This is a genomic window from Streptomyces sp. NPDC046870, from assembly GCF_040704595.1.
Taxonomy (GTDB): Bacteria; Actinomycetota; Actinomycetes; order Streptomycetales; family Streptomycetaceae; genus Streptomyces; species Streptomyces argyrophylli.
On record NZ_JBEYXM010000003.1, the window covers coordinates 153,810 to 170,363 of the forward strand.

Here is a 16,554-nt window from a genome sequence, read left to right on the forward strand (position 1 = left end):
GGGTGGGGACAGGTGGGGACCGGTGTGGACCGGTCGGGTTCAGGCTCTGGCGACCGCCATCGCGGTGAACGTGAACCCGCCGCCACCGTTGAGCACCAGCGCGTACTGCCCGGGCGCCAGCAGGTCCGTGCGGGCCAGGTCGGCGAGGGAGGCGTTGAGGTCGCCGGCCCCCACGTGCCCGGTCGCCCGGCCGAGGTCGAGCACCTCGGCGCTGGTGACCTCCGTCAGCGGCGGCAGGTACGCCTCCGCCATCGCCTTGCTGCCCAGGCGCGGTATCACCGCGTAGCGCAGCCGTGGGTCGTCGGCGGCGAGCCCGGCGTCGGCCAGGCACTCCTCGACGACGGAGCGGATGCGGTCCGCGGCGGTCTTCAGGAAGAAGTCCACGCCGTAGGTCTTGATGAAGGCGCGCTTGGTGCGCCGGACGTCGATCATCGGGCTGTGGCCCATGGGGGTCGCGTTGAGCTCGTCGTCGCCGCGGTGCATCACCTCGAGTTCCGGTGCGGCCTTCGACACCAGGGCACGCAGCAGCAGGTCCGGCGCCGGTGCCGACCCGGTGAGGCGGTGGACGAGGACGGCGGTGGCGGCGTCACCGGCCGCCATGCCGTAGTCGCTGAGCCAGCGGTGCCAGCTCGGCATCAGGAAGCGGTCGGCGGTGGTCACCAGCGCCGGCCCGGCCGCCGGATCGCCCTGCAGCCGGCCGGCGGCCAGCTCGATGCCGGCGGCACCGCCGTTGCACTGCTGGAGCAGTCCGATCGGCAGGGCGTGCCGGGCGCCCAGCCGGTGGGCGACGTAGTGCGGGGCGGACCAGGCGTCGTGGCCCTGGTGGTGGACGCTCGCGTGGAGCACCATCGACAGGTCGTCGGCCTGGACGCCGGACAGCGCCAGCACCTGGCCGGCGGCCTCGACGGCCATGTCCGGCGGCGCGGTGTCCTCGCTCACCGGCAGGGAGGTGTAGCCGAGTTCACGTGCCGTGCGGGCGTCGATGTCACCGGCGGCCAGGGCCTGTTCGACGGTCTGCCGCCGCTCCGGGTACCAGGCCGCGGCGACCAGCCCGAGGGGTGAGGTGAGCCGCACGCCGGGTCACCGTCCGTCCGGGTGCGCGGCCGACGCCGCCGGGAGCCGGGTGACGCCGACCTCGGCGGTGCACACGGACACGCCGTCCTGCCGGAAGTCGACCGCGTGGCGCCCGCCGTCGACGGGCGTCACGGTGACGGTGACCGGACTGTCCAGCTCCACGAACCGCCCGAAGGTGGCGCGGAAGGCGTGCGCGTACCGCTCGTCGGCCGGTGCCCCGGCGGCGAGGACGGCCGCCTGCCGGGCGGCCTCCATCAGCGCCATCGCGGGCACGTGGTCCAGCGGGTGGTCGTACATCGCCGGGTGCCGCGCCGGGACGTCCAGGACGGCGCGCAGGGCGAGCGGTCCGCCCGGGCGCTCGACGTCGACCAGCACCACGTTGCCGGGCCGCTCCCGGCCGACGAGCGCCGGCTCCACGGGGGTGCCGGCCCGGGTGTCCGGCCGCTGGGAGGAGAGCGGCGGCACGGTCCCCCGGCTCTTGGCGCGATGGGCCTGGTAGCCGTCGCGGCTGAGGTACCCGGCCACGATCACGCTCGTACCGGCCCGCCGGCCGCCCGCCACGAACGCGCAGTCCAGCGTGGCGGCCAGCAGCCGGGTGCCGCGCCGCCGCAGGTCCCGGGTGCCGATCTCGATCACCAGCTCGTCCGGCGCGTCACCGCGGGTGCGCAGCGCCGGCAGGTCGGTGAACTCCGTGGTCCAGTCGCTGATCAGGAAGGACGTGTCGTACGAGACGTCCAGCCACTGGTGCGCGACGACGGTGACCGCCTGCCGGGCGGCCTCCAGGAGGAACAACGGGTCGAGCAGTGCGGGCCGCTGCGTGTGGTCGTTGTAGTAGGCGTGCGCGCGGGGCGCCTGGACGGCCACGGCGAAGCGGTCCTCACCGAGCCGTGCCGCGTCCGTGACGAAGACCTCCATGACGGCGCGGCGGTGCACCAGCACACGGTCCATCGAACGCTGGTAGGCGAGTTCGGGGGCGGCCGGGACGGCTGCCGTCCGCTCCTGCTCAGCAAGGGTCATGCCCAGTCCATTCGTCCGTGGTCTTGTTTCGGCGGCCCACCGTGGGGGGCACGGAAAGAGCCTGGCAGCCGCCTCTGAGGGCTCGGCCGAGAGCGCCGGGGGGCCCACCCGAGGACGCCGGGGGGCCCACCCGAGGACGCCGGGGAGCCCGGCCGACGGCTCTGTGAGGGACGGCTCGACGGTCGCTGGAGGATCACTGGAGAACGGGTGACGGGCAGACCCGGGCACGCGAAAAGGGCCGCCCCTCGGGGGGACGGCCCTTTCCGGACAGACACCGGCGCTCCCGGCCGCCGGTCCCTCCCGACGGCCTCACGCCACCTTCCTACGGCCCTGCGGCCCCACGGGCGCGGGGCCGATGGCCCTCGGCCTCACGGGCGCGGGGCTGATGGCCCTCGGCCTCACGGGCCTTCCCGGCCCTGCGGCCTTCCCGGCCTTGCGGCCTCTCGGCTCTGTGGCCCCAGGGGCGCGGGGGCGCATGGCCCTCGGTCTCACGGAGCTCATGGCCCTCGGCCTCATGGGCCTACGGCCCTCGGCACATCGGCCTCTCGGCCTCACGCGGCTCATGGCCCGGCAGTCCGACGGTCCCTTGGCTCCTTAGGGCTCATGACCCGGCGGCCCGATGGTCCCTCGGCCTCACGCGGCTCATGGCCCATGGCTTACGGCTCTCGGCCTCGCGGCCCCACGGGCCTTCCCGGCCCTGCGGCCTCACGGGCCTACGGGGCTCAGGGCCCGGCGGCCCGGCGGCCCGACGGCCCCTCGGCCCCATACGGCCCTGCGGCTCTCGGCCTCACGGGGCTGCGGCTCTCGGCCTCACGGCCCTGCGGCCCTCGGCCTCTCGTGCCCTACGGCGTCACCGCCAGTACGACCTTTCCGCGTACGTGGCCGCCCGCCACCAGTTCGTGTGCCCGGGCCGCGTCCGCCAGTGGGAACTCCGCGCTGACGTGCACCGTCAGCTCGCCGCGGTCCGCGAGGTCCACCAGGGCGGCGAGGTCGGCCGGGTCGGGGCGGACGAAGACGTAGCGCCCGCCGAGTCCGGTGACGTCGCCGGAGATCGAGGCGAGCCGGCCACCGGGCCGCAGCAGCGCGGGGGAGCCGAGGAGGGTGTCACCGCCCATCAGGTCGAACACCGCGTCGACGCCCGCCGGGGCCAGCGCCCGCACCCGGTCGGCCAGACCGGGGCCGTAGGTCACCGGCTCGGCGCCGAGCGAGCGCAGGAAGTCGTGGTTGCGCTCGCTCGCCGTGCCGATGACGCGGGCGCCGAGGGCCCGTCCGATCTGCACCGCGAGGGAGCCGACCCCGCCGGCCGCCGCGTGGACGAGCAGCACGTCACCGGGGCCGATCTGGAGGTGGCGGCGCAGCGCCTGGTAGGCGGTGAGGCCGGCGGCCGGCAGACCGGCGGACTGCCGCCAGTCCAGGGCGCGCGGACGGCGCGCCAGGGTGCGCACCGGCGCGGCCACGAGTTCGCCGTAGGTGCCGCGCTGCATGTGGTCGGCGCGTACGTAACCTACGACCTCGTCCCCGGGCGCGAACTCGGTGACGCCCAGGCCGACGCGCTCGACCACACCGGACAGGTCGCAGCCCATGACCATGGGGAAGTGGGCCTCGAACCAGTCGTGGATGTACCCCTCGCGGATCTTCCAGTCGGCCGGGTTGACCCCGGCGTAGCGCACCCGGACCAGCACCACGTCCGGCCCGAGCCGCGGCTCCGGCAGGTCCATCAGCTCGAGGACCTCCGGTCCTCCGTAGCGCTGGACGGCAATGGCCTTCATCCCACGAACCCCCTGACGACGCGACCGCGCACCGGGCCGGTGCGCACCGGTGCCGACACGCACTATAGGTCAGCGATGAGCCAGAGTTCTGCTTCACAAACGCCAATTGACATATGGCCGAAGGCTAAGACAGAGTCGCGGCATGCTCGTTCTGTCCGCCGCCACCGGCAAGTTCGGCACCAACGTCCACATCGTCGCCCCCGGGCGCGGCGCTCCGTGCCTCATCGTCGACCCGGGGCACGACGCCGCCGACGCGGTCGTCGAGGCCGTACGGGCCCACCGGCTCGAACCGGAAGCGATCCTGATCACCCACGGCCACATGGACCACACCTGGGACGCCGTGCCGCTCGCCCGGCGCTACGGCATCCCGGCGTGGATCCATCCCGCCGACCGCTACCAGTTCGGCGCTCCCGCCAAGGGCCTGCCGGACACCTTCCCGCGCGAACTGCTCGTCGGCCACCCCGACCAGGAGCCGGAGCAGGTCGCCGAGATCCCGGCCGACGGCGGCGAACTGGACTTCGCGGCCATGCCGGTCACCGTGCTGCACACACCCGGCCACACCGGGGGGTCCGTCATGTTCCGCTTCGGCGACGCCGACGCGGACGCCCCGGTCCTGGCCACCGGCGACACCCTGCTGGCCGGCGGCAGGGGCCGCGCGGACGCCCCCGGCGCCAGTCCGGCGAGCCTGGACGCCTCGCTGCGCACGGTCGCCGCCACCTGTCCGGGCGGCACGCGCCTGCTCACCGGACACGGCCCCGCCGCCACGCTCAGCCAGACAGGAATCCGATGACGAACACCCAGCAGACCCCAGGGAGCCTCATGCGCGCCGTACGCTTCGAGTCCTTCGGCGGCCCGTCCGTCCTGGCCGTCGCCGACGTCCCGGTCCCCGAGCCGGAACCCGGGCAGATCACCGTCGACGTCACGCACGCGGGCGTCAACTTCGCCGAGGTCATGTTCCGGCGCGGCCAGTTCCCGGTCGGCCTTCCGCACCACCCGGGCCTGGAGGCGGTCGGCACGGTCCGTGCCGTCGGCGACGGCGTCACCGGCTTCCGGCCCGGCGAGCGCGTGGCCGCCCTGACCCTGGGCGGCGGCGGCAACGCCGAGGTGGTCGCCGTCGGCGCGGAGCACGCCGTACGGCTGGACGGCCCGCTCGCGGGCCTGGACGGCGCCTTGGCCGCGGGCGCCCTGTGCAACGTCACGACCGCCCTCGGGGTGCTCACCTCCGCCGGTCACCTCGCCGAGGGCGAGAGCGTGGTCGTCCTGGCCGCGGCGGGCGGCGTCGGCACGGCCGCGGCCCAGCTGGCCCGGACCCTGGGCGCGGGCACGGTCATCGGTGTGACCAGCAGCCCGGCCAAGGCCGAGTACGCGCGCGGCTTCGGCTACGACAGCGTGGTCTCCTACGACGACCTGGAGCGCGAGGTGGCCGAGCGGACCGGCGGCGCGGGCGCCGACCTGGTCCTGGACTCGGTCGGCGGCGCCTTCCGGTCGTCCGTGACCGGCCTGCTCGCGGCGTTCGGACGGCACGTCATCTTCGGCAACGCGGCCGCCGAGGACGTCACCTTCGAGGGCAACCACCCCTGGTACACCAACAGTTCGCTCGTCGGCTACAACCTCGGCGGCGTCGCCGGCCGGGCCCCGCGGCTGCTCCGCGCCCACCTGGAGCGGGCGCTCGCGGAGGTCGCCGCCGGAACGGTCCGCGTGGACGTCCACGTGCTGCCGCTCAAGGACGTCGCCCACGCCCACGAGCTGCTGGAGACGCGGGCGTCCACCGGCAAGTACGTGCTGGACGTCCGCGCCTGACCACCGGGTGCCGGATTCGAACGAGGGGGAGGCATGCGCGAGTCGGAGTCGGGACTGCCCGTCGAGCCGGTGTACGGGCCCGAGGCCCTGGCGGGCTGGGACCCGGCGGTCAAGCTGGGTGAGCCGGGGGCGTACCCCTTCACCCGTGGCGTGTACCCGACGATGTACACCGGCCGGCCGTGGACGATGCGCCAGTACGCCGGTTTCGGCACGGCCGTGGAGTCCAACGCCCGCTACAAGCAGCTGATCGCCAACGGCACGACGGGTCTGTCGGTCGCCTTCGACCTGCCCACCCAGATGGGCCACGACTCCGACGCGCCGATCGCGCACGGCGAGGTCGGCAAGGTGGGCGTCGCCGTCGACTCGATCGAGGACATGCGGGTGCTGTTCGACGGCATCCCGCTGGACAAGGTGTCCACCTCGATGACGATCAACGCCCCGGCGGCCCTGCTGCTCCTGCTGTACCAACTGGTCGCGGAGGAGCAGGGCGTCCCGGCGGACAGGCTGACGGGCACGATCCAGAACGACGTGCTCAAGGAGTACATCGCCCGGGGCACGTACATCTTCCCGCCCAAGCCCTCCCTGCGGCTGGTCGCGGACATCTTCAAGTACTGCCGGGCCGAGATCCCGAGGTGGAACACGATCTCGATCTCCGGCTACCACATGGCGGAGGCCGGGGCCTCCCCCGCTCAGGAGATCGCGTTCACCCTCGCCGACGGCATCGCGTACGTGCGCACGGCCGTGGCGGCGGGGATGGACGTGGACGACTTCGCGCCCCGGCTGTCGTTCTTCTTCGTCGCGCGGACGACGATCCTGGAGGAGGTCGCCAAGTTCCGTGCCGCGCGCCGTATCTGGGCACGGGTGATGAAGGAGGAGTTCGGGGCGGCGAACCCGAAGTCGATGATGCTGCGGTTCCACACGCAGACGGCCGGGGTGCAGCTGACCGCCCAGCAGCCGGAGGTGAACCTGGTCCGGGTGGCGGTGCAGGGCCTGGCGGCGGTGCTGGGCGGCACGCAGTCGCTGCACACCAACTCCTTCGACGAGGCGATCGCGCTGCCCACGGACAAGAGCGCGCGGCTGGCCCTGCGGACGCAGCAGGTCCTCGCCCACGAGACGGACGTCACGGCGACGGTCGACCCCTTCGCCGGCTCCTACGTCGTCGAGCGGATGACCGACGAGGTCGAGGCGGCCGCGCTGGAGCTGATGGGCAAGGTCGAGGACCTCGGCGGCGCGGTCGGCGCGATCGAGCACGGCTTCCAGAAGACCGAGATCGAACGCAACGCCTACCGCATCGCCCAGGAGACCGACAGCGGCGAACGGGTCGTGGTCGGTGTCAACCGCTTCCAGCTCGCGGAGGAGGAACCCTACGAGCCGCTCCGCGTCGACCCCGCGATCGAGGCCCAGCAGGCCGCACGCCTGGCCGTGCTCCGCGCCGAACGCGACCGGCGGGCCGTGGACGCGGCCCTGGCCGAGGTGCGCGAGGCCGCCCGGGGCGACGACAACCTGCTCTACCCGCTCAAGGACGCCCTCAAGGCCCGCGCGACCATCGGGGAGGTCTGCGACGCCCTGCGCGAGGTGTGGGGCACCTACAGCCCCGGCGAGACGTGGTGAGCCACCCGGAGAGGAAGACGGAGACCCTCATGTCCGCGCCCCTGCGCGTCGTCATCGCCAAGCCCGGCCTCGACGGCCACGACCGTGGCGCGAAGGTCGTCGCCCGCGCCCTGCGCGACGCCGGGGTCGAGGTCGTCTACACGGGCCTGCACCAGACGCCCCGGCAGATCGTCGACACCGCGCTCCAGGAGGACGCCGACGGCATCGGGCTGTCGATCCTCTCCGGAGCCCACATGACCCTCTTCGCCGAGGTCATCGCACTGCTCCGGCAGGCTGACGCCACCGACATCACCGTGTTCGGCGGCGGCATCATCCCCGCCGCCGACACCGGCGCGCTGCGGGAGATGGGGGTGGCCGCGCTCTTCACGCCCGGTACGCCTACCCGCGAGGTCACCGACTGGGTGCTCACCCACGTCCGGCCGTCCTGACGCCGGCTCCTTCACACCGAACGGCTCCGGCGCGTCCCGGAGCCGACCGCACGCGCCTCACGTTCACGAGGCGACTCACGCCTCACGTTCACGAGGCGACTCACCACTCACGCGCCTCACACGCGCGCCCACGCGACTTCTCGCGATCCCACGCGACTTCACAGGGGGAGAAAGGCTCATGACGAAGGGCCGCACATCGATGGGACACCCCGCCGCATCCCGCGGCGGGGACAGCCCCGGCCTGGGCGGACTGCTGGTGCGCGCGGCGGCCGCATTCCCCGCGCACGGCCTGCGCTACGGCCTGGCGGACCAGCCGCCGCACACCTACCCGCGACTCCTCGACGACGCGCTGCGCCTGGCCGACGCCCTGCGGGAGGCCGGAGCCCGGCCGTGGCGGACCGTGGCACTGCTGCTGGAGCGGCCGGAGGACTTCCTTCCCGCCTTCTGGGCGTGCCTGCTCGGCGGGTTCACCGCCTGCCCGCTGGTCCCGGTCCGTAACGACCCGCAGCGCTGGGCGGCCCAGCTGGCGCACGCCGGCACCCTGCTCGAGGGACCGCTCGTGCTGACGGACCGGCGCACGCGCGAGGAGCTCCCCGCGGTCGGCGGCCTGGCCGTGGTGACCCTGGAGGACCTGGTCGCGGTCGCGGCCGGCACCGACCCGGAGACCGTCGCGGTCGCCACCGCCGGGCCGGACGACGTCGCGCTGCTGGTGCTCACCTCCGGCTCCACCGGCGCCGCCAAGGCGGTCCGGCTCACCCACGGCAACCTGCTGGCCTCGATGGCCGCGAAGGCCCGGGCGCAGTCCCTGACCGCCGCCGACGTCACGCTGAACTGGATCTCGTACGACCACGTCGCCGCACTGCTGGAGGCGCATCTGCTGCCGCTGTCGGTGGGCGCCGTCCAGGTGCACGTGCCCCCGGAGCCGGTACTGGCGGACCCGCTGCACTTCCTCCGGCTCATCGACGCCCACCGGGTGACGATGACGTTCACCCCCAACTTCCTGCTGGGCCTGATCAACAAGGCCGTCGACCAGCTGCCGGCTCCCCTGCCGGTCGACCTGGGCTGCGTACGGCACATCGTGTCCGGCGGAGAGGCGAACCCGGTGGCCACGGGCACCGGATTCCTCGAACGGCTGGCCCCGTACGGTCTGCGCCGCGGGGCGCTGTGGCCCGCCTTCGGCATGACCGAGACCTGCGCCGGCAGCATCTACAACCGCGACTTCCCCGACGCCGACCTCGAAGCCGAGTTCGCCGCGGTCGGGCGGCCGGTCAGCGGCCTGCGGATCAGGATCACGGCCGAGGACGGCACCACCCCGCTCGCCGACGGCGAGGTCGGGGAGGTACAGCTGGCCGGACCGATGATCACGGCCGGCTACCACAACGACAAGGAGGCCACGCAGGCCGCGTTCACACACGACGGCTGGTTCCGGACCGGCGACCTCGGCCGGCTGGCCGACGGGCGCCTGACCCTGGTGGGCCGGAGCAAGGACAGCATCATCGTCAACGGCGTCAACTACTACAGCCACGATCTCGAATCCGTCGTCGAAGAGCTCGAAGGGGTGGAGCGGTCGTTCGTCGCGGCGTTCCCGATCCGCCCCCGGGGCGGCGACACCGAGCAGCTCGCGGTCGCGTTCGCGGTCACCGACCGGGTGGCCGGGGACGAGGCGGCCCTGCACCGCCTGATCGTCGCCATCAGGAACAGCGTCGTCCTGCACTGGGGCTTCCGCCCGGCGCTGCTGCTGCCGCTGCCCAAGGACGCCTTCCCGAAGACGAGCCTGGGGAAGATACCCCGCGCGCTGATGCGGCGCCGCCTGGAGGCCGGGGACTTCGCCGGGCACGTGGCGCGGATCGACGAGGTGGTGACCCGGCAGCTCGGTGGTCACGTCGCCCCCGCCGGCCCGGTGGAGGAGGCGCTCGCGGAACTGTACGCCGAACTCTTCGAGACGGATCCGTCCACGATCAGCGCCACCGCCGGCTTCTTCGACCTCGGCGGGACCTCGCTGGACATCCTGCGCCTGCGCGGCCTGGTCGCCCGGCGGTTCCCCGGCGCCGACCTGCCGGTGCTGGCGATCCTCACCTCACCCAGCGTCCGCGAACTCGCCGCGCGGATCGAGTCCGCCCACGACGCGCGGCCGGTCCCGTACGACCCGGTCGTCCCGTTGCAGACCAGCGGTGAGGGGACACCGCTCTTCTGCGTCCACCCCGGGGTCGGCGAGGTGCTGGTCTTCGTCAACCTGGCCAAGTACTTCGTCCACGAGCGGCCCTTCTACGCGCTGCGGGCCCGCGGGTTCAACCCGGGCGAGGAGCCGTTCGAGAGCTTCGAGGAGATGGCGCGCACCTACGCGGACGCGATCCGCGCCCGGCAGCCGCACGGCCCGTACGCGATCGCCGGGTACTCCTTCGGTGCCGCGGTGGCCTTCGAGGTGGCCAAGCTGCTGGAGGCGGACGGCGAGCGGGTGGACTTCCTCGGCAGTTTCAACCTGCCCCCGCACATCAAGTACCGCATGGAGGAGCTCGACTTCGTCGAGACGGCGGTCAACCTGGCGATGTTCCTGGAGCTGATCACCCCGCAGCAGGCGCGGACCCTGCCCGGCGAGCTGCGCCCGCTCGGCCGGCGCGAGCAGCTCGGGCGGCTGCTCGCCCTCGCACCCCCGGACCGGCTCGCCGAACTCGACCTGGACCTGGAGCGGTTCACCGCGTGGGCACGGCTCGCCGACGGCCTGACCGACCTCGGCCGGAGCTACCGGCCCGGCGGCAGCGTCGCCCGGATGAGCGTCTTCTACGCCGTCCCGCTGCGCGGCACCAAGCAGGACTGGCTGGACAACGAGCTCAGCCGCTGGGCGGACTTCACCCGGGAGGCGCCCCGGTACCTGGAGGTGCCCGGCGAGCACTACACGCTGATGGGCCCGGGGCACGTGGCCGTCTTCCAGTCGGTCCTGCGCGCCGAGCTGGACCGGGCCCTGTCCGGGCCGCCGTCCGCGCCGGCCGACGGCCGGGGAGCGGCGGAGCAGTCCGCATGCTGACCGGCAAGAAGATCCTGATCACCGGGGCCACCGGTCTGGTGGCCCGCACCACCGCCGAGACGCTCGCCGCGGACAACGAGGTGTGGTGCCTGGGCCGTTTCCAGGACCGGCAGGCGCACGCGCGGCTGCGGGAGCGGGGGATACGCACCCGGCGCTGGGACATGGCCACGGACGCGCTCGACGGGGTCCCGGACGACTTCACGCATGTGCTGCACGCCGCCGTCGAGCGCGGCGACGGCGACTTCGAGGAGGTGGTGGCGGTCAACTCCGTCGCCACCGGCCGCCTGATGACCCACTGCCGCGCCGCCGAGGCCTTCCTGTTCATCTCCACCAGCGCCCTCTACGCGCCCGTGTCCCTGGACCACCGGTACACCGAGTCCGATCCGCTGAGGGCCGAGTCGGCGTGGCTGCCGACGTATCCGGTGGGCAAGCTGGCCACCGAGGGCGCCGTGCGCGCGCTCGCCGTGACACTCGGCCTGCCCACCACCATCGCCCGGCTCAACGTGGCCTACGGCCCCCACGGACACGGCGGGCTGCCGGTCATCCTCTTCCGGCAGATGCTCGCCGGGCAGCCGATCGCCGTCCCCCGCGCGGGACAGCACCACTGCTCGCCCATCCACACCGACGACATAGCCCGGCACGTGCCACGGCTGTGGGCCGCGGCGAACTCCCCCGCGACCGTCGTGAACTGGGGAGGGGACGAGGTCGTCGGCGTGACCGACCTCATGACCCACGTCTCGCGCCTCACCGGAGTCCCGGTCGACTTCGTGGAGAGCGACGTCACCCGCGCGGTCGTCGCCTTCGACCCCACCCTGCGCGAGCACCTCGCCGGCGACTGCCGGACGCCCTGGCGCGAAGGGGTCCGCCGGGCCCTGGAAGCGCACTTCCCCGGCAGTGTGCAGGCCGGCCCCGACAGAGAGGTCCCGACCCATGACCAGTGACACGTCCACCGAACCGCAGCTGCTGGGCATGCTGGAGCGCGCGCTGAGCGCCGGCTGCGCGGCCTCCGTGCGCGCGGCCGCGAAACTCGGTGTCGCCGACGCCCTCGGTGACACCCCGGCCACGGCGGAGGAACTCGCCGTCGCGATCGGCGCCGACCCGGACGCGCTGCGGCGCCTGCTGCGCTCGCTGACCTGCCACGAGGTGTTCGCCGAGGACCCCGACGGCCGGTTCGTCCACACCGGGCTCTCCCTGCTGCTGCGCACCGGCACCCCGGACAGCGTGCACCACCTCGTGCTGTGGCTGACCGAGCCGTGGTCCTGGGAGCTGTGGGGCCGTCTCGACGAGGCGGTGCGCACCGGCAAGGACGTCTTCGTCGATCTGCACGGCCGGGAGTTCTTCGACCAGCTGCACGCCGCCTGGCCGCAGTCGGCGCAGGTGTTCGACCTGGCGATGACCCAGGCGAGCAGGCAGTCCGCCGCCGCGGTCGCGGGGGTTCTGCCGCTGTCCGGGGCCCGGACGGTGGCCGACATCGGCGGCGGGCAGGGCTTCCTGCTGGCCTCCCTGCTGGAACGCCACCCCGGCGTGCGGGGCATCCTCTTCGACCGGCCCGACGTGGTCGCCGGAGCCGACGCCCGGCTGCGCGAGGGCGGGGCGCTCGCCGACCGGGCGCGCCTGGTGGCCGGCGACTGCCGGGAGACGGTCCCGGCCGGCGCCGACGCCTACGTCTTCAAGAACATCCTGGGGATGAACGACGAGGACGCCGTCGTCGTGCTCCGCAACGTCGTCGCCACGGCCGACGGCGGCGCCCGGGTGATCATCGTCGAGAACCTCGTCGACGACGGTCCGGGCCAGCGGTTCAGCACCGCCATGGACCTGCGGATGCTGCTCACCGTCGGCGGCCGCAAGCACACCCGGCGGGGGCTGCTCTCCCTCGTGGAGCGCGCGGGTCTCGTCGTCACGGACGTGCAGCCGGTCGACTCGTACCAGCACATGATCGTGGCCACGACGCCCGCGCGGCGGCCGGCGCGGTGAGGGAAGGGAGCCCGTCCATGACAGCGGCCGCCGACGTCGTGGTGGTGGGAGCCGGGCCGACCGGCCTGCTGCTGGCCGGTGACCTGGCCACGGCCGGGGTGCGGGTCACCCTGCTGGAACGGCGCGCGCACGCCGACGCCCACATGACCCGCTCCTTCGCGGTGCACGCCCGGACCCTGGAGGTGCTGGACGCCCGCGGCCTCGCCGACGAACTGGTCGGTCTCGGCCGGACGGCTCCGGTGGTCGGCGTGTTCGGCAAGCTCGAACTGCATCTGCACCGGCTGCGCACCCGTTACCCCTTCGTGCTGATCACCCCGCAGTACCACGTCGAGGCGCTGCTGGAGCGGCGCGCGCTGGCCGCGGGGGTGCGGATCGTGCGCGGCGCGGACGTCGTGGCGCTGCGGCAGCGGGCGGACCACGTCGAGGTGCAGACGGCCGGCGCCGGCGTCCACGAGGCCGCGTACGCGGTCGGCTGCGACGGGGTGCGCAGTACGGTGCGGCGGCTGACCGGGATCGGCTTCCCCGGCCGGTCGGTGGTGCGTTCGGTGATGCTGGCCGACGTCCGGCTCAAGGAGGTGCCCGCCGACGCGGTGACCACCAACTCCAACGTGTACGGCTTCGCCTCCCTGGTGCCCTTCGGCGACGGCTGGTACCGGGCGATCGGCCGGATCGCCGGGGACGAGCGGCCCGACGACGCGCCGGTGGCGGCCGAGGAACTGGCCGGCCTGCTGCGCCGGGTGCTCGGCTCCGACTACGGCATGCACGACCCGCGCTGGATCTCACGCTTCCACAGCGACGAACGCCAGGCCGTGCGCTACCGGCAGGGGCGCGTGCTGCTGGCGGGCGACGCCGCCCACGTGCACTCGCCCGCCGGCGGCATGGGCATGAACACCGGGCTCCAGGACGCCGCCAACCTGGGCTGGAAGCTGGCCGCCGTGGTGCGGGGACGGGCCGGGCAGCCGTTGCTCGACTCCTACGAGCGGGAGCGCCACCCGGTCGGCAGACAGGCCCTGCGGGTCTCCGGGGCGATCACCCGCGGGGTGCTCAACGCCCCCCACAGCGGCCCGGCACGCCGGCTGCGCGACACCGCGCTGCCCGTGGTCTCCCGTTTCAGCTCGGTCACCGCGCTGGGCGAGCGCCTGCTCTCCGGCATCGGCATCTCCTACCCGGCCCCGCGCGGCAGCCACCCGCTCACCGGCCGCCGCGTGCCCGACCTGCGGCTCGCCGGCGGCCGGCGGCTGTACGAGGTGCTGCGCGGCGGCACGTTCGTGCTGATCACCGACGGCCGCCCGGTGCCGGAGACGCCGTGGCTGCGACTGGCCGCCCCCGCCGGTTCGTTGCGCACCACCCTGCTGGTGCGCCCGGACGCGCACATCGCCTGGGCGGCCGACGGCCCCACCGGCGCCGCGCTGCGCACGGCCCTGGACCGCTGGCCGGTCACGGCACCCTGACCACCGGCCCCCGTCTCGACGCGGCCCCAGGATCTGACGTGTTCCGGCCACCGGCGGTACGGTCTGCCGAGTCGATGTTCGTACCGCCGCCTGTGCGAAGGCGGACGGGTCGTGCGGGGGAGGCGGTCGCGGTGACCGGAACCGATGGGGGAGCGACGGACGTGGTGGACGGGGGCGCGCGCCGCCTGCCGAGGGTGCGCGGGTTCGCCGCCTGGCCACCGCAGGGCTCGCCGAAGCAGGAGGGCAAGGCGCTCCGGGAGGGCGTGCCGCGCTCCGCCCACCGCACGCTGGAGGTGGACGCCGCCCGCCCCGACGCGGTGAGCGCGGTGGCCGGGTCCAACGCCGGCCGCATCGCCGCACTGACCCCGCTGCGCGTGGGCCGGATGGCGGCCACCCCCTTCGCCTTCCTGCGCGGCTCCGCCGGACTCATGGCCTACGACCTCGCCCGCACCCCCACCACCGGGATCGGCACCCAGATCTGCGGTGACGCCCATGCGGCGAACTTCGGGCTGTACGGCGACGCCCGCGGCGGCCTCGTGATCGACCTCAACGACTTCGACGAGACCGTGCACGGCCCCTGGGAGTGGGACCTCAAGCGGCTCGCGGCCTCACTGGTGCTCGCCGGCCGTGAGGCGGGCGCCGACGAGGACACCTGCCGTGCCGCGGCCCGGGACGCGGCCGGCGCCTACCGCCGCACCATGCGGCTGCTCGCCCGGCTGCCCGTGCTCGACGCCTGGAACGCCATCGCGGACGAGGAACTCGTCTCCCACACCGACGCCCACGACCTGCTCGGCACCCTCCAGCGGGTCTCGGAGAAGGCCCGGGCCAACACCAGCGGCCGGTTCGCCGCCAAGTCCACCGAGCCGGCGCCGGACGGCGGACGCCGGTTCGTGCCCGCGCCGCCCGTGCTGCGCCGGGTACCGGACGCGGAGGCCGCCGCGGTCGCCGCGTCCCTGGAGTCGTACGTCGACACCCTCGGCGAGGACCGCCACCCGCTGCTCGCCCGGCACGCGGTGCACGACGTCGCCTTCCGGGTGGTCGGCACCGGCAGTGTCGGCACCCGGTCCTACGTCGTCCTGCTCCTCGACCACCGCGGCGAGCCCCTGGTCCTCCAGGTGAAGGAGGCCCGCCCCTCCGCGCTTGTCCCGCACCTGGTCACGGCCGGTTTCGAGGCGCCCGCGGTGCCGCACGAGGGGCGTCGCGTGGTCCTCGGGCAGAAGCGGATGCAGATCGTCAGCGACATCCTGCTGGGCTGGACCACCGTCGAGGGGCGCCCGTACCAGGTGCGGCAGTTCCGCAACCGCAAGGGCAGCGTCGACCCGGCCGCCCTCGCCGCCGGCCAGGTCGACGACTACGGCCGCATGACCGGCGCCCTGCTGGCCCGCGCCCACTCCCACAGCGCCGACCCCCGGCTGATCGCCGGCTACTGCGGCAAGAACGAGGAGCTGGACGAGGCGATCGCCGCGTTCGCCGTCGCCTACGCCGACCGCACGGAGGCGGACCACGCCGAACTGGTCGCGGGAATCAAGGCGGGCCGGATCGAGGCGGAGCTGGGGGTCTGAGGGCGGATCCGGGCAACGGCTACGCTGGGCGGGTGACAACCCCGGAAGCCGGCCAGTCCCAGGCCCCCCGCCCCGAGGAACGGCTGGAACAGGCCGTACGGGCCGCCGAGCAGGCGCTGATCGAGTACGAGATCGCCGTGGAGACCTTCCGCGTCGAGGTCGAGAACTTCGCCCGCCTGCACGAACAGCGGCTCGGCCCGCTCTACAGCCGCATCGAGGAGCTGGACGCGGAGATCGCCGAGGCGAAGGCCGCCCGCACCGGCGACCCCGAGGACATCCGCCGCGCCGCGGAGGCCCGCGCCCAGGTGATGCCGATCCCGGGCGTGGAGGAGCTGCTGCACGGCTGGATGGACGGTGACGGCCTGTTCCCGGAGGCCGTCGCCATGCTCACCGACCAGCCGGTACGGCCCCCGCAGCGGGTACGGCCCAGCGAGGAGGCCCGCAAGCTCTACCGCGAGCTGGCCCGCAAGGCCCACCCCGACCTGGCCCAGGAGGAGGCGGAGCAGAAGCGGCGCGAGGAGTTCCTCAGCCGGGTCAACGCCGCCTACGCCCGGGGCGACGAGGGGCTGCTGAGGGAGCTGGCCGAGGAGTGGGCCGCCGGACCGGTACCGCCCGAGCGCCGCCCGAGCCCCGCCGAGGAGCTGTACGCCCGCCTCGAATGGCTCACCCAGCGCAAGGAGCTGCTCACCCTGGTCGCCCGGGAACTGGAGGAGGGCGCGATCGCCGGCATGCTCCGCCTCGCGCCGGACGACCCCGACGGGCTGCTCGAAGAGATCGCCGACCGGCTGCGCGGCGACATCGCCCGGCGCGAGGCGGAACTGGCCGCCCTGCTGGCCCGGGACTGAC

The 16,554-nt window shown here is 74.1% G+C and carries 13 protein-coding genes; 10 read left to right on the forward strand and 3 right to left on the reverse strand.

Annotation, left to right across the window (positions count from 1 at the left end; genetic code table 11):
- Positions 1-39 precede the first annotated feature (39 nt).
- The 3 genes from AB0946_RS09270 to AB0946_RS09280 all read right to left on the reverse strand — a co-directional run bounded on the left by AB0946_RS09270 (position 40) and on the right by AB0946_RS09280 (position 3,860).
- A complete protein-coding gene (locus AB0946_RS09270; RefSeq protein ID WP_366759950.1) occupies positions 40-1,074 on the reverse strand; it encodes a ketoacyl-ACP synthase III family protein in 1,035 nt (344 codons plus the stop codon).
- Between the two features lie 6 nt (positions 1,075-1,080).
- Positions 1,081-2,091, reverse strand: a complete 1,011-nt coding sequence (locus AB0946_RS09275; protein WP_366759951.1) for a ScbA/BarX family gamma-butyrolactone biosynthesis protein — start codon at positions 2,089-2,091, stop codon at positions 1,081-1,083.
- Positions 2,092-2,933: 842 nt separating this feature from the next.
- Entirely contained in the window at positions 2,934-3,860 is a 927-nt protein-coding gene (locus AB0946_RS09280) for an NADP-dependent oxidoreductase (RefSeq protein WP_366759952.1), read from the reverse strand.
- Positions 3,861-4,002: 142 nt separating this feature from the next.
- On the opposite strand from AB0946_RS09280, the gene AB0946_RS09285 reads away from it, so the two are divergent.
- The 10 genes from AB0946_RS09285 to AB0946_RS09330 all read left to right on the forward strand — a co-directional run bounded on the left by AB0946_RS09285 (position 4,003) and on the right by AB0946_RS09330 (position 16,553).
- A complete protein-coding gene (locus tag AB0946_RS09285) occupies positions 4,003-4,650 on the forward strand; it encodes an MBL fold metallo-hydrolase (protein WP_366759953.1) in 648 nt (215 codons plus the stop codon).
- On the forward strand, positions 4,647-5,660 hold the full coding sequence (locus tag AB0946_RS09290) for a zinc-binding dehydrogenase (protein WP_366759954.1): 1,014 nt from the start codon (positions 4,647-4,649) through the stop codon (positions 5,658-5,660). Before AB0946_RS09285 ends, AB0946_RS09290 begins: the two co-directional genes overlap by 4 nt.
- Before the next feature lie 33 nt (positions 5,661-5,693).
- Complete coding sequence (locus AB0946_RS09295; protein ID WP_366759955.1) at positions 5,694-7,271, forward strand: methylmalonyl-CoA mutase family protein; 1,578 nt, start codon at positions 5,694-5,696, stop codon at positions 7,269-7,271.
- Between the two features lie 29 nt (positions 7,272-7,300).
- Positions 7,301-7,699 carry a cobalamin B12-binding domain-containing protein gene (locus AB0946_RS09300; protein WP_366759956.1) on the forward strand — a complete coding sequence of 133 codons (399 nt, stop codon included), beginning with the start codon at positions 7,301-7,303 and terminating at the stop codon, positions 7,697-7,699.
- A 199-nt stretch (positions 7,700-7,898) separates the two neighbouring features.
- Positions 7,899-10,721 carry a non-ribosomal peptide synthetase gene (locus AB0946_RS09305; protein WP_366760277.1) on the forward strand — a complete coding sequence of 941 codons (2,823 nt, stop codon included), beginning with the start codon at positions 7,899-7,901 and terminating at the stop codon, positions 10,719-10,721.
- Positions 10,715-11,662, forward strand: a complete 948-nt coding sequence (locus AB0946_RS09310; RefSeq protein ID WP_366759957.1) for an NAD(P)-dependent oxidoreductase — start codon at positions 10,715-10,717, stop codon at positions 11,660-11,662. Before AB0946_RS09305 ends, AB0946_RS09310 begins: the two co-directional genes overlap by 7 nt.
- On the forward strand, positions 11,652-12,695 hold the full coding sequence (locus tag AB0946_RS09315; RefSeq protein ID WP_366759958.1) for a methyltransferase: 1,044 nt from the start codon (positions 11,652-11,654) through the stop codon (positions 12,693-12,695). The genes AB0946_RS09310 and AB0946_RS09315 overlap by 11 nt, the downstream gene beginning before the upstream one ends.
- A gap of 17 nt (positions 12,696-12,712) precedes the next feature.
- Positions 12,713-14,146 (forward strand): FAD-dependent monooxygenase, encoded by a 1,434-nt coding sequence (locus AB0946_RS09320; RefSeq protein WP_366759959.1) that lies wholly within the window; start codon positions 12,713-12,715, stop codon positions 14,144-14,146.
- A gap of 131 nt (positions 14,147-14,277) precedes the next feature.
- A complete protein-coding gene (locus AB0946_RS09325; protein WP_366759961.1) occupies positions 14,278-15,708 on the forward strand; it encodes a DUF2252 domain-containing protein in 1,431 nt (476 codons plus the stop codon).
- A 32-nt stretch (positions 15,709-15,740) separates the two neighbouring features.
- Complete coding sequence (locus AB0946_RS09330) at positions 15,741-16,553, forward strand: hypothetical protein (RefSeq protein WP_366759962.1); 813 nt, start codon at positions 15,741-15,743, stop codon at positions 16,551-16,553.
- Position 16,554: the final 1 nt, after the last annotated feature.